The sequence below is a fragment of the Rhizobium lentis genome, assembly GCF_017352135.1.
In the GTDB taxonomy this organism is placed as follows: Bacteria; Pseudomonadota; Alphaproteobacteria; order Rhizobiales; family Rhizobiaceae; genus Rhizobium; species Rhizobium lentis.
On the sequence record NZ_CP071454.1, the window covers coordinates 46,336 to 60,164 of the forward strand.

Consider the following 13,829-nt stretch of genomic DNA (forward strand, 5'->3'; position numbering starts at 1 on the left):
TCCTATCGGCGGTTGAATTCCGGCGACGCCAGCACCAGCGTCAGGCCGCTGACCTTGTTCGGCGCCTGCGACACCACACGAATCGTCTCGTCGCGCGCCGCATCGGCAAGTGTCGATTTCAGGAACTCGCGGGGGTCCTCGTCGCGGCCGAACTGCGTCACGGCCCGCCTTACCCAGGCCAGGCGCTCGGCAAGCTGGCTGCCGGTGATCCACGCGGAAAAGCCTTCCTCGAAGCCGGCCGGACTCGGCGGCAGCCAGGTCGGCTGGCCCATGCGCCTCAGCGCCCCCTGCCCGAGCGCCCGCGCTGTCCGGAAGGCCTTGAGCCGTTTGTCCCTTGCCTCGCCGGCGGGATCCGTCGTCACCGGCGCTCCTGCCATGCCAGGCGTATTCGCCGCCATGTCGCCCTCTTCCGTGCCCTGCTGATTGGCAGCCAGGAAGCTGCCGACGACGCCGTTGACCGGCCCCGCATTCAGCGCCCGCAGACCGGCGACGACAAAATCGAAAGGTTGGCGCGCCTTGGCGCCATCGTTTTGCCAGGCGGCGGGGTGGTCGAGCATGGCGGTGTAGACGGCGGTGAGATCGCCATCCGTCCTTTTCCAGGCGGCCGCCATATCGAAGACCATCCCCTCGTTGGGCTGGTCGGAGACGAAATGCACCGCAAGCTTGCGGCTGATATGCGCCGCCGTCTTCGGATGGACGGCGAGGTCGTCGAGCATGTCGAGGTAATCCTCGCGTGAGCGCCTGCGCCCGCCATAGCTCACGCCGAGAACCTGGTGCTCGCCCGGCTCTGATATATTCGGCCGGAAAGCAATATCCATCTCCTTGCGGTCGATGGTCAGACCCGTCAGCACCATGGCCGCGGCTGTAACATCCGCCTGGGTATAGCCGCTGCCGGCGCCGAGCGTGTGCAGCTCCAGGAGTTCACGGCCGAGATTTTCGTTGAGCCCCTTATTGCGCTTGATGCCGCCGGCCGATTCCGGCCCGAGCGAATCCGCCTGGTCGAGGTAAATCAGCATGGCTGGATGCGCGGTGGCGCTGCGCAGAAGATCGCCGAACCTGCCCGAAATGAACGGCCGGATCGCCTCGGCCTCGTAGAGCGGCACGATGAGGCGCATCGGCAGGCTCTTATTGGCGCTGGTGGAGAAATGGTCGGTCCAGAAGGTCGAAAGCCGCTCGTAAAAGCCATACGGCGACAGCACCGCCTGCATCAGCCGCAGGTTCACATCGTGCTGGAACTGCTGCTGCGCCTGGCGCTGCACCGCCTTGCGCATCTCGCGCCGCGTCGCATCGTCCGTTACCGTCGTGGCATCTTGCCGGATCTGCTTCAACTGCGCCTGCAGGCTGAGGATCGCGCGGTGGCGCATATCGGGGCCGCCGAGCGGAAAATCCGGCGTTGCCGCCGCCCCTTTGGACAGCTGTCCGATCAGCTCATCCTTGCTTTGGGGCGCGGCCTCGCCCGGCCGGAAACCATAACCGAACCGGATCGCCGCCATTGTCGGGAAAGAAAGGCTCATGGCCGATCACCTCCTTATCACTTGCTGGTGACAGGCTGACAGCCGATTGCGACGGGAATCTGCAGGAAATGCGGCGATATCACGACATGGACGATTTGTAATTTGCTGAAAAGACTACTGTTTAGCCTGCAAAACGAAATGCTCTGATCCAACTTACGATCGCATCTTCGCCTGCGAGGTGTTGAGCGCCTGAAGAGCATCCCTGATCAGGCGCGCTGCCCGAAGGGCACTCGAAGGACACGCCGCACCGGTGCTCCTCGCGTTTCACGCCCACAGGCGCAACCGCCTCAAACCACCCTGCCCCGGCACGCCCACGCTACCGACGCAAACGACCGCGGCCCGTCCGGCTCGCCGGCCTCATAGGCCGCCCGAACGGCGGCATCGACCGCGGTGCGCTTCGTGGTCTCCAGCCCCGCCACATACTTGCCGAGCGGCCCCTCGCCGGCTGCGATCGGCTGCCAGTAGTCGTCGAAGGAACGGTAATCCATCCGGATCAGGAGCGACGTCTCTTCGACGTCGGCAAGGCCCTGATCAATGAAGGTCTGCTTCATTTCCCCCGGCCGCATCATCGGCTGGAAGCAATATTTGCGGCGCAACGGCAGCGCGTCCTCGTCGAGCATGACGACCGTGTCCCACATCATCCGCATGCCCGACATGCCGCCGTAATGATCCCAGACGGCGGCGGCGACCACGCCACCGGAGCGGACGACGCGGGCCATCTCGGCCACCGCTTTGCCCGCCTCCGGCACGAAATGCAGCACCAGCAGCGCCATCGCCCTGTCGAAGCAATCGTCCTCGAAGGGCAGTGCGCAGGCATCGGCCTGCTGGATCGTGATCCGGGGATCGCTATTGGCCCGCTTCGCCGCCTCGACGAAGACAGGCGAAAAATCGATGGCGGCGATCTCCCGCAAGCCCGGCCTCTGCGCCAGCGTGAACGTCAGGCTGCCGGTGCCGCAACCGACATCGATCACGCGATCTCCCTCCGCCAGCCCGGCAAAGTCGATCAGCATCGGCGCCAGCGTCCGGCTCCATCTGCCCATCAACCGCTCATAACCATCCGCACTTTCGACATGGAAACTCGACGGCATGGAAGCCTCCCCTCCAAGAACGATGATCTATCATTATGAACCCGCGGTCAGGCGTCGCAAGCGGATAGTCGTCCTGGATCGGAAGATGCTTTCTCCGTGAACCTCGGTTTCGCGCCGAGGATCAACCACATGTACGGTCGCGATTGCGCCTCACCCGGTCGCCCGGTCGAGAACGCTCCAATCGAATCCGCGCGCCCAATCGCGGTAGCGGTGCCAGCCGACCTCGGGGAAATCCCGGCGCAGGGCGACGATGTCGGCGTCGTAGCCGGTGCGGTCGAACCACTCGAACATCAGCGCCGCATCCTCGCTCTGCTGCCGCATCGCGGCGATCGGCAGTTCACGGTAGTTAACCGGACGGGCGAGCATATCGGACAGGATCTTCGCCTGCTCCTCGCCCGACAGTTCGTCGCCGGCAATATCGAAACGCTTGCCGAACACCTGATCACGCCGCTCGGCCAGTGCGGCGACGAAATCGCCGATATCGGCAAGGCAGATCTGCTGCAGGAGGCGTCCGGACGGCAGCGCCGCGGCATAGATGCCCTGGCGCAGCCCGTCGACAGCCCACGGCGCGACCGTGTTTTCCATGAAGGCGACCGGCGCACTGATCGTGTAGGGAGTGCCGAGGCCGGCGATATGCTGCTCGACGAGATACTTGCTTTCGAAATGCGGAATGCCCGTCTTCTTGTCGGCATCGGCGACGGAGGAATAGATCAGGTGGCCGACGCCGGCAGCCTTCGCCGCATCAGCGGCGGTAATACCCTGGCGGGTTTCCGCTTCCGTCCCGGCCTCATAGCTGTTGCCCATCAGGAACATGGTATCGACGCCGGTCGCAGCCTTCGTCACCGATGCTGCATCATCGAGATCGCCGGCGACGACCTCCACTCCGGCCGCAGCCAGCCGTTTCGCCGCCTCGCTGTCCGGCCTGCGGCTGATCGCCCTGACGCGATGTCCCCGCGCCGCCAGTGCGCGTACGACCGCGCCGCCCTGCTGGCCGGTCGCGCCTGTGACCAAAACTCTTCTTCCATTGCTCATGTCTCTGCTCCTTGCGGTTGGTGATGAGGCAGAGGTAGGGCCTGTCACATTAAACCATAATGGCCTATGATTGAGAAACATCGTGCCACTGGTGTATACAATGCTCGACCTCAACGATATCGTTGTCTTCGCCCGCGTCGTCGAGGCCGGCAGCTTCACCGCCGCCGCGCGCCTGCTCGCCATGCCCAAGACGACCGTCAGCCGCCGCATCGCCGCGCTCGAGCGAGAAGTGGGCGTGCGGCTGCTGCAGCGCACCACCCGCAGCCTCAGGCTGACGGATGCGGGACGCCTCTATTACGAGGAGAGCAGCCAGGCGCTCCAGGCCCTCGAACAGGCCAACCTCCGCCTTGCGGAGGTGCGGGCCGAGCCCGCCGGGACGATCCGCATTTCCGCGCCCGTCGGCTTCGGCGGTCATTTCCTTTCCGCCGCCATCTCCGATTTCCTGGCAATCTACCCCAAGACGAAGGTGGAATTGCGCCTGACCGACGACAGGCTCAATCTCATCGAGAACGGCATAGACCTCGCCTTCCGCACCGGCATTCTGGAGGATTCGACGCTGATCGCCCGCAAGCTCGGCTCGACCTACAGGATTCTCTGCGCCAGCCCCGACTATCTCGCCCGCTTCGGCGTGCCGGATCGTCCGGCGGACCTCGCCCGTCACGCCTGCGTCATCGCCGGTCCGTCGGCGGCTGGTGCGCACTGGGTGCTGGAGAGCGCCGGCATCAAGGAAACGGTCACGGTGTCCGGGCGTTTCGCCGCCAACGAAATTCAGGCGGTCATGACTGCCGCGATCGCCGGCTTCGGCATCGCACAGTTGCCGCAAAGAATGGCTGCGGCCTGCATCGCGGACGGCCGGCTGCGGCGCGTCCTCGACGGCTACACCACCCCGCCCGGCGGTCTGCATGTGGTCTATCCCAGCAACCAGCACGTGTCGCCGCTGGTCAAGGCATTCATCCAATTGGCGATCGATCACCTGAACGTCGGAAAAGGCGCAATCGAGGCACCGGCGATCACACCCCGATGAGACCGCGGGCCCAGCGAGATAAAGAGGAAGGCCCAGCCGTCGCTAGGCGCCCCTTTCACCGCCAAAGGAAATCTGGCCCCGTGCTTTGCGACGTCAATTTGAGCGTCCCGTCTGGCTGAACGACATAGGTCTCGAAGACGCGATAGCCGAATGCGCCGAGAAAGGTGTGGTTGACCACCGTTCCCGGGCGATAGGGCGAATGAATGCTCTTGCCGCCATAGGTGAGACTGCCCTGAAGCGGCCGCGGTTCGCCTGAAGTGCTGGCACAGGCCGTGAGGCCGAAGAAAACGGCAATGAGCGCGTGTTTACAACGCAACTTCCCCTCGAATGTTTCCAATCCAAAAGATATGCGTGCAACATTTAGCAACTGAGTACTTGCACATTCATCGCGCTACCGTTCGATGCTGCCGCTATCGACTTATCCTGCGAGCCCGCATCAAACACAGCGAAGACGCCAAAGTTCCAGCCGCGCCGGTCCGGGTGCGATAGCGGACACGCTCTTCTTTATGCACTTTCAGGGATACGGGGTTGAACGCCGGAGGAGCCATCCGGCCAGATCACAAGGGTGTGCCGCGCGAAATGGCGCAGCGACTTTGCGAAACCGATATAAAAACGATAACTTAAAGCACGACAAGCGAATCCGGACGATCGCGAAGCGTTTTAGTCCTTATCGAGGAACCGGCTGATGGCGGGATCGCTCCGGCATCGGGAAAGCGGCAATTGCCGCACGGAATGAATACGGGTGATCCCCTCCTCGCCGTCCGTGTCGACGTCCATGCAGGCGCAGGCATAGCCATGGTAGGCATAGGTGTAGACAAATTCACCGGCCGTCAGGTCCGGGATTTTGTCCATTCCCTCGGCCGCCTTATAGCCGCTGCCATTGTCCATGATGGTCCAGCCGCCGCCGGAATCCATAAGCAACCATTTGGCCATCGAGGGATTGTCCAGCCAGCCGCAGCGGCGTTCGGCATGCGCCGCGGCGGGCGCGAGAAGCATCATCAAAACAAGTGCATGCAATCTGGTCATCATCCCCTCCGCGTCCCCCCGGCCACTATGCATGGTCTGTGGCCGGCTAGGCAACTGGGGTAATTTCAGATCCCTGATCTCTTTCCATCACCGCGCCAACTCTCAAGCCACCCACCCTCTGCGTAGCTCACGGTTTTGCTTTGGCGCTTTCCTCCCGGAACGCCGCCTCGCCGGCATCGGAGACTTCGACCCACTTCTTGTCGGGCTCGGCGTCAGCGGTGTAGCTGTCATGCCAGTTCCACCATTTGTAGGTCGGGGTCTGCGGGTAGCCCTCGGGCGAATCCTCCCAGACCTCCTGGCGGCCGAGCGGCGTGATGTCGAGATAGTTCCAGGTGCCACCCATCTGCTCGTCGCCGCGATTGTTGACGAAATAGGTGCGGAAGATGCGCTCGCCGTCGCGGTAGAAGACATTGGTGCCGTGCCACTCGCCGACCCCAAAGTCCCAGTCGAAATCGTCGGTGACCGTCACCCAGGGTATCGTCCAGCCCATCCGCGCCTTCAGCCCGGCGATGTCGGCCTGCGGCGCGCGCGAGGCAAAGACCAGGGTCGTGTCGCGGGCGTTCAGATGGGCGACATGGGCGACCTGGTCTGCTACCATCGAGCAGCCGCGGCAGGCATGTTCGGGCCAGCCGAAGACGCCGGGCTCGTAAAAGGCGCGATAGACGATGAGCTGGTGCCGGCCCTCGAAAAGGTCGAGCAGGCTCACCCTGCCCTGCGGTGCTTCGAAAGCATAATTCTTTTCGACGGCCATCCAGGGCATGCGCCGCCGCTCGGCGGCCAGCGCGTCGCGGGCACGCGTATGCGCCTTTTCCTTCACCAGAAGCTGCCTGTGAGCAGCCTCCCAGGCCTCCTTCGACACGACGGGCGGCCTCTGCATGGCCTGTCCGCCCTTTCCATTCTCGGCTGTTGCAGTCATCGCTTCGATCTCCTCGTTGGGGCGAATTCCCGCACCTCCTGTCCTAAGGCGGGTTCATCACGCATTGGTCGGACATAGTTTCGCATCGGGCCTCGAAAAGTGGGAGTAACAAGTGTGACCGGAATTCGCGCGGCCAGCGCAACCCCGACCAACACAACAGTTGCCAAAACCTGCAGACTGACGGAAGCTTCACCCTGGCCATTGGCGACGGATTGCGCGACATGACGACAGCCTCATCAAGCGAGACGGCAAGACACGGCAGCGCCAGCATCTGCCGCGGCTGCTGGGATCAGATGCATATGCCGATTCCGATCGGCGGACCGCTCGCGCTTCCCTTCCGCGCCTTCGGCATCACCCGCAGCAAGATGAACCCCGACATCTGCACGATCTGCGAGCGCTCCTTTCAATATGTGAAGAAGCAGCGTCAGATCACCGTGGACGCCACCATTCTGTTTGCCGATATCAGAGGCTTTACCGATCTTTCCGAGCGCATCGAGGCGGTGCGCTTGAGCGAAATCGTCAGCCTGTTCCAGGATCGCTGCGCCCAGGCCATCTGGGCGCATGACGGCATCGTCAACAAGCAGATGGGCGACGGCCTGATGGCGATCTTCAATTTCCCGATCCTCCGCAAGGATCATGCCGCCGCGGCGATCATGGCCGCGGAGGAAATCCAGCGCAACTGCGCCGCGGCGCTAAGCAGCCTGGCGCTCGACGCCCTGCCCGGCCGCACCTTGGGCATCGGTGTCGGCATCCATTCCGGCGAGGTTCAGATCGGCGAATTCTCCAGCTTCCGCAGCGACTTCACCGCCATCGGCGGCGTCGTCAACCAGGCCGCACGGCTTGAATCCCAGGCGGCAGCCGGCGAGATTCTGATTTCGGCCGAAACGGCCGCCAAGGCTCCTGACCTCGCGGTGGGCGCAGAAACCCGTATGCTGGCGCTGAAGGGCATCGAGCAGCCGGTGCAGGCAAGCGTGCTTGTCAAATTGTGAGCTACCACCACCAGAGGATTTAAAGCAGAGCTTTCGTCCCGTCTTCATCGTCGATCGGAATGCCGGCCTCCAGCGCGGCCAGGATGAAAGCCTGCCGCACCGTCTCGGCCGGCATGCGCCCGGCAAGCCAGGCGCGGCAGAAATCGATGGCTCTCTGCTGATGGACGCCGCCATTGACCGGCCAGTCCGAAACCAGCGCATAAAGCGCATCCTGCGGTGAGCGGAGAACCAGCCGTTCGCCGGTATCAAGATCGATCGAAATCGGTTTCTTCCAGAAGGCGGAATGGTCGCTAATGGCAGTCGCACCTGAAGCTGACGTGACAGGAAACTAACTGTCGAAGAGGCGATTCCGTTCCAGTGAGGGGCCGGAGGTTGGTCACTGGACCCGCGCCTAAGAGAGCCTCACCGTGTGGTGCTTCCGCCAAGGACCGCGAAGGGCGAGACGGATGTGCTGCGTCAGCCGGGCAGCTTGCAGCCCTTGCTCATGCCAGCCGACTGCATGGCTGAAACCTTGCCTTTGGACGCGGCAATTTCCCCTTCTTTGTCTCCTCCAGCGACACTGCCGATGGGGACGCCGACGAGAAAGACACCGAAAGCGTCGCCGTTCGCAGCGCTGATCTGCTGCTTGGAAAGGTCGTCGAGCTTGGCCTTCTCTTTCTTGAGTTCCGCGGCGAGCGCCTCGCAACTCAGGTTGGTGTAAGCTGCCATCGGAATATCGACCTGGACGATGGCGTCAGGACGTTTGGCGCAGCCGGCAAGTGCCGCAGTCGCCGCGAGTGCTATGATAATCTTGTTCATGAATGGTCCCCAATTCCCGCAGCAGCTGTAACATCGCCGCGCGCATTGCGGGAGGCGGCCAAGCCTTCAACCACAGACTTTTATTTGCCTGGGAATGGGAACATGGGGCGCTGCTTCAAACTCCCTCATCCCTTCCTCGGGCTTGACCCGAGGGACGTCACAGGGATCCAGCGCGCCCAAGTCCTTGGGCGCGTGAGACGCTCTCCGTGCTGGATCACGGCGCAGACGCGCCGTGGCTGGATTCCTGTGACATCCCTCGGGCGCAGCCCTGAGGGCACAGGAATGAGGGAAGAGGGGTGGTGCCTCGAAGGCCTCGAAGGACGGGGTGCGCCGGCCTCACGGCGATAGGTCCGGGAGATTGTTGACCCAATCCGAACGATTCATTCGTTTCCCTTTTGTACTCTTGCCCTCTTCCATTTCGCGCTGACTCTCTCCATATTCGCGCCATGGCCAGATCTCCGAAAAAATCTTCGCCCTCGAATGGTTTCGAGGAAGCCCCGCAATCGTCCTTTGAAGGCGCCCCACTCTCCGGCTCCGTCGCCGATTGGGTGAAGCAGCTCGAGGCCGATGCCGAAGCGTCGGGGGTGGAGAGCCAGCGCGAGATCGCTTCCAAGGCTGGCAAGCACCGCAAGAAGGTGGAAAACGAGGCGCGCAAGCACAACGAAGCGGTCAGCGTCAACAAGAAGGCGACGGTCAGCAAGACTGCACGCGGCGTCTCGATCGGCGGTTCCTCCGACCCGAAGACGCGCGCCGCCGCCGGCCTCAATCCGGTGGCCGGCCTCGACATTTCGCTCGAGGATGCCGGCAGCATCTCGCCCGGCGGCGTCACTGCCACGGTCGAGGCGCTTTCCAAGCTGATCGAGAGCGGCAACCCGCTGCACAAGAACGGCAAGATCTGGACGCCGCACCGCCCTGCCCGCCCGGATAAATCGGAAGGCGGCATCACCATTCGCATGGCCTCCGAATACAAGCCGGCCGGCGACCAGCCGACGGCCATTCGCGATCTCGTCGAGGGCCTGCAGAGCGGCGAGCGCAGCCAGGTGCTGCTCGGCGTCACCGGCTCCGGCAAGACCTTCACCATGGCCAAGGTGATCGAGGAGACGCAGCGCCCGGCTGTCATCCTCGCGCCGAACAAGACGCTGGCCGCCCAGCTCTATTCCGAGTTCAAGAACTTCTTCCCCGACAATGCGGTGGAATATTTCGTTTCCTACTACGATTACTACCAGCCGGAAGCCTATGTGCCGCGCTCCGACACCTATATCGAGAAGGAAAGCTCCATCAACGAGCAGATCGACCGCATGCGCCACTCGGCGACGCGCTCGCTGCTCGAACGCGACGATTGCATCATCGTCGCCTCAGTCTCCTGCATCTATGGTATCGGCTCGGTCGAGACCTATACGGCGATGACCTTCCAGATGAATGTCGGCGACCGGCTGGACCAGCGCCAGCTGCTGGCCGATCTCGTCGCCCAGCAATATAAGCGCCGCGATATGGATTTCACCCGCGGCTCCTTCCGCGTGCGCGGCGATACGATCGAGATCTTCCCCGCCCACCTGGAGGATGCCGCCTGGCGCATCTCGATGTTCGGCGACGAGATCGACGCCATCACCGAGTTCGACCCGCTGACCGGCCAGAAGACCGGCGATCTGAAATCGGTGAAGATCTACGCCAATTCGCACTATGTCACCCCGCGCCCGACGCTGAACGGCGCCATCAAGGCGATCAAGGAAGAGCTCAGGCTGCGCCTCGCCGAACTGGAGAAGGCCGGCCGCCTGCTGGAGGCCCAGCGCCTGGAGCAGCGCACCCGCTACGATATCGAGATGCTGGAAGCCACCGGCTCCTGCCAGGGCATCGAGAACTATTCGCGCTACCTCACCGGCCGCGATCCCGGCGATCCGCCGCCGACGCTGTTCGAATATATTCCCGACAACGCCATCGTCTTCATCGACGAGAGCCATGTCACCGTGCCGCAGATCGGCGGCATGTATCGCGGCGACTTCCGCCGCAAGGCGACGCTGGCCGAATACGGCTTCCGCCTGCCCTCCTGCATGGACAACCGGCCGCTGCGCTTCGAGGAATGGGACGCCATGCGTCCCGACACCATTGCCGTTTCGGCCACGCCGGGCAGCTGGGAGCTGGAGCAATCGGGCGGCGTCTTCGCCGAACAGGTGATCCGCCCGACCGGCCTGATCGACCCACCGGTCGAGGTCCGATCCGCCCGCACCCAGGTCGACGACGTGCTCGGCGAAATCCGCGAAACCGCCGCCAAGGGCTACCGCACGCTCTGCACCGTGTTGACCAAGCGCATGGCCGAAGACCTCACAGAATATCTGCATGAGCAAGGCGTGCGCGTGCGCTACATGCACTCGGATATCGACACGCTGGAGCGCATCGAGATCATCCGCGATCTCCGCCTCGGAGCTTTCGACGTGCTCGTCGGCATCAACCTGCTGCGCGAGGGCCTCGACATTCCGGAATGCGGCTTCGTCGCCATTCTCGATGCCGACAAGGAAGGCTTCCTGCGCTCCGAAACCTCGCTGATCCAGACGATTGGCCGCGCAGCACGCAACGTCGACGGCAAGGTCATCCTCTATGCCGACCAGATCACCGGCTCCATGCAGCGCGCCATGGACGAGACCGCGCGCCGCCGCGAAAAGCAGATGGCCTATAACCTCGAACACGGCATCACGCCGGAATCGGTGAAGGCCAAGATCTCCGACATCCTCGACAGTGTCTACGAACGCGACCACGTCCGCGCCGACATCTCGGGCGTCTCGGGCAAAGGCTTCGCCGACGGCGGCAACCTCGTCGGCAACAACCTCCAGGCCCATCTCAACGCCCTCGAAAAGAGCATGCGCGACGCCGCCGCCGACCTCGACTTCGAAAAAGCCGCCCGCCTCCGCGACGAAATCAAACGCCTCAAGGCCGTGGAACTCGCCGCCATGGACGATCCGATGGCGCGCGAGGAAGCTCGCAACCAGGAAGGTGGCAAGAGAACTGGAAAAGCCAACCGCGAGTCCCTTCTCCCCACGGGGGAGAAGGTGCCCGTCAGGGCGGATGAGGGGGCCACACCCTCCTACTTCTCCAAACCCACCCTCGACGACATGGGCCCAGGCACCGACACCACCACCCCCCTGTTCCGCAAACCCGATCTCGACGAAATGGGCCGCCACGTCGCCACCCCCGCCGACAGCAAAAGCCTCTTCCGTCGCAACACGCTCGACGAAATGACCGTCAGCCGCACGGAAAAACCGGTGACCGGCCATGTGCCGGAGAAGCCGGAGTCCGCCAAGGACACGAAGCGCTTCTCACCCTTGCTTGAAGGCCAGCCGGAACGCGACGACGGCGTGAGGCCGGTGGTGCGCGGCCGCGTTGGCGCCGGGAGCTATGAGGAGCCGGGCGAGCAGAAGCGCAAGGGGCGGACGAAGGGGAAGACTGGGCGGCCGGGGCGGTGACTCGCTACAAGGCGGTCGTCGAGTGGCCGTTATAGGCTATAATGTCTTCTCAGAGCTTTATCGAAAGATTTCGCGATTACGAATTTCGCGTGACGACGGTATCTTTGTGTCTGCAATGAAAAGATTGGCTTATACCCAATAAAAGCCTTACTCGCTCGGTTCACATACTTAGAAAACGTCCAAGTTTCATATCCGATATCTTGATTGAACGTCACGTCTCGCAACAGTTTTGTTTCAATTTTCCTTCGATTGTAGTTAGCAATCAGCCATCCTTTGCCTTTGGCGCGATATCGCTTAACGAATCGCCACGCATCGCCATAGGCTCGCATTTTGAGCTTTCTCCAGGCATTGGACAGCGTAGAGTTCTTGATCTTCACCGTTTGGCCATCGAATTCAAAACCAAGATATTCGAGGCCATTCCTGGAGGCCTTCCCGTATAGATGTGCAAACGAAAGGCCAGTTTGTGCGGAAGAGAATTCACAAACGGCGACTTTCTTATCCTGGATCCGTAATTGCTTTCCGTAATTCTTTATCGCAGATTGGAGACGTTCCTTTGCAGCCATAGGGTCCGGCGCGCCACCTGTGGGAAGGATGATAACAATGTCGTCAGAATAGCGTCTATAAAGTCCTCCAAGAGCTTTGCTCCAGGAGTTCATTTCCTCGTCAAACTCGATCAAGTAAAAGTTTGCAATTAGATCAGACAACGGCGTACCCTGCGGAATCCCGAAATCAAATCCATTCTTTTGAATTAGGCTGGCTTGGCCTGCCCCTTTGCCGGAAACAATACTCCTAAATTCTGTGGGTTCGCAGATCTGTTTAAAGCCGCTTGTTCGAAGGACATCTATCTTACGCTTTCGCTTTTCAGTCCGGTTTGCTCCATCGCCCTTTTTATACATCTGCAGACGATTGAATAAGAGATCGATGTCCACGACTGAGTACTTGGTAACGGCACGGAAAACAGCCAAATGGTCAGGGGGCAAGTCTCTTCCGATGAGCATCTCCCAAACAGCTTTGATGCGAGAGTGCTCCAGACTTTCGAAGTAGGATTTTATGTCGACGACTGTGACGTAACAGCCGTCGCATTGCTTAATAAAGGAAAATATGTCGCGAGCTATTTCTATATTACATTTATTTCCGCCACCGGCCTTCGGCAATCTGCGATAGGCCACTGGAACATCTTCGATGCCTCGTTTTCTCAGCTGTCTCTCATATAAAGGTGAAAGCTTTGCGCGATAGCGGGCGAATATCGCGGCATCTCTCCTCGAAGCAAATCTTATTGGCCTACTCTTCCTGGTTCGGGCGCCGTCCCTTCTGAATTTCGCCCACTCCTCGTGGAACAACAACAAAGGCAGGAAGGGGTTCTTCGCGACTTCTGTTGGACTGTTTGCTATGCGCGCAAGCTGATGGGGTGAAACATTCCGGTCGAAATGTATATATGTTTTTATGTCCTTATCACGTGGAACCCAGTGTTCTTCTGATTGCCCGGCGTCATATTCGGTGTGAGAGGAGGCAAAAACACCATCAGGCATGGTTTAGTTTTTGCCTCCGCCAGTATATCATGGCACAAATGCCACTAACGTCCTTAAATTAACGAAACATGCTATTCTGTCACTGCGGAGATATTGTCGACTATTGTCGGCATCATCACCAGGAAGATTGGAAAGCGAACAACCATCGGAGTAATGTTGATGATCGCAGCGCTATTAACCGCCTTTCCGATTGACAGTATAAACACTTGACTCACGCGTTACCGTGATCCGGGACACCGATCATGGTTAGACCATTGCCGGGCTTACCGTCTGGGAACCCCCATGCAGAAAATATCAGACTTGACTTGCTGACTTTCAAGCCTGCGTTGAAGAAATCTACAGTTTTTTAGCATTTTTTACGAAACTTACTCTTCGCCAACTGCAACTGCGCTGATTCCAAGTAATTAGAGATTGTTCATAATGGTGCATTTCAGGACTGAAGCAGCTTTTCGGGTCAG

11 protein-coding genes and 1 pseudogene are annotated in these 13,829 nt (G+C 61.1%); 3 read left to right on the plus strand and 9 right to left on the minus strand.

The window, feature by feature from the left end; genetic code table 11:
* Positions 1 to 2 precede the first annotated feature (2 nt).
* From J0663_RS00270 to J0663_RS00280, 3 genes are all read right to left on the minus strand, one after another.
* Positions 3 to 1,514 (minus strand): DUF1800 domain-containing protein, encoded by a 1,512-nt coding sequence (locus J0663_RS00270; protein ID WP_207242516.1) that lies wholly within the window; start codon positions 1,512 to 1,514, stop codon positions 3 to 5.
* Positions 1,515 to 1,801: 287 nt separating this feature from the next.
* On the minus strand, positions 1,802 to 2,602 hold the full coding sequence (locus J0663_RS00275) for a class I SAM-dependent methyltransferase (RefSeq protein ID WP_207242517.1): 801 nt from the start codon (positions 2,600 to 2,602) through the stop codon (positions 1,802 to 1,804).
* 150 nt (positions 2,603 to 2,752) lie between these two features.
* On the minus strand, positions 2,753 to 3,634 hold the full coding sequence (locus J0663_RS00280; protein WP_207242518.1) for an NmrA/HSCARG family protein: 882 nt from the start codon (positions 3,632 to 3,634) through the stop codon (positions 2,753 to 2,755).
* A gap of 100 nt (positions 3,635 to 3,734) precedes the next feature.
* On the opposite strand from J0663_RS00280, the gene J0663_RS00285 reads away from it, so the two are divergent.
* Positions 3,735 to 4,658, plus strand: coding sequence for a LysR family transcriptional regulator (locus J0663_RS00285; RefSeq protein WP_207242519.1), 924 nt, complete (start codon positions 3,735 to 3,737; stop codon positions 4,656 to 4,658).
* A 55-nt stretch (positions 4,659 to 4,713) separates the two neighbouring features.
* Here the strand turns inward: J0663_RS00285 and J0663_RS00290 are convergent, their stop codons facing one another.
* The 3 genes from J0663_RS00290 to J0663_RS00300 form a co-directional block, all read right to left on the minus strand.
* Complete coding sequence (locus tag J0663_RS00290) at positions 4,714 to 4,974, minus strand: hypothetical protein (RefSeq protein WP_207242520.1); 261 nt, start codon at positions 4,972 to 4,974, stop codon at positions 4,714 to 4,716.
* A 344-nt stretch (positions 4,975 to 5,318) separates the two neighbouring features.
* Entirely contained in the window at positions 5,319 to 5,684 is a 366-nt protein-coding gene (locus J0663_RS00295) for a DUF4087 domain-containing protein (RefSeq protein WP_207242521.1), read from the minus strand.
* 127 nt (positions 5,685 to 5,811) lie between these two features.
* Positions 5,812 to 6,600: a DUF899 domain-containing protein gene (locus J0663_RS00300; RefSeq protein ID WP_207242522.1), complete on the minus strand. Its 789-nt coding sequence runs from the start codon at positions 6,598 to 6,600 to the stop codon at positions 5,812 to 5,814.
* Between the two features lie 221 nt (positions 6,601 to 6,821).
* Between J0663_RS00300 and J0663_RS00305 the strand changes: the two genes are divergently transcribed.
* Positions 6,822 to 7,589 (plus strand): adenylate/guanylate cyclase domain-containing protein, encoded by a 768-nt coding sequence (locus J0663_RS00305; RefSeq protein ID WP_207242523.1) that lies wholly within the window; start codon positions 6,822 to 6,824, stop codon positions 7,587 to 7,589.
* Positions 7,590 to 7,707: 118 nt separating this feature from the next.
* Here J0663_RS00305 and J0663_RS31785 read toward each other — a convergent pair.
* A pseudogene (locus tag J0663_RS31785) lies at positions 7,708 to 7,884 on the minus strand (DUF982 domain-containing protein); the annotation flags it as partial.
* 161 nt (positions 7,885 to 8,045) lie between these two features.
* On the minus strand, positions 8,046 to 8,387 hold the full coding sequence (locus J0663_RS00315) for a lipoprotein (protein ID WP_207242524.1): 342 nt from the start codon (positions 8,385 to 8,387) through the stop codon (positions 8,046 to 8,048).
* A gap of 446 nt (positions 8,388 to 8,833) precedes the next feature.
* On the opposite strand from J0663_RS00315, the gene uvrB reads away from it, so the two are divergent.
* Positions 8,834 to 11,842, plus strand: coding sequence for an excinuclease ABC subunit UvrB (gene uvrB / locus J0663_RS00320; protein ID WP_207242525.1), 3,009 nt, complete (start codon positions 8,834 to 8,836; stop codon positions 11,840 to 11,842).
* Positions 11,843 to 11,871: 29 nt separating this feature from the next.
* Here the strand turns inward: uvrB and J0663_RS00325 are convergent, their stop codons facing one another.
* Complete coding sequence (locus tag J0663_RS00325; RefSeq protein WP_207242526.1) at positions 11,872 to 13,371, minus strand: reverse transcriptase family protein; 1,500 nt, start codon at positions 13,369 to 13,371, stop codon at positions 11,872 to 11,874.
* Positions 13,372 to 13,829: the final 458 nt, after the last annotated feature.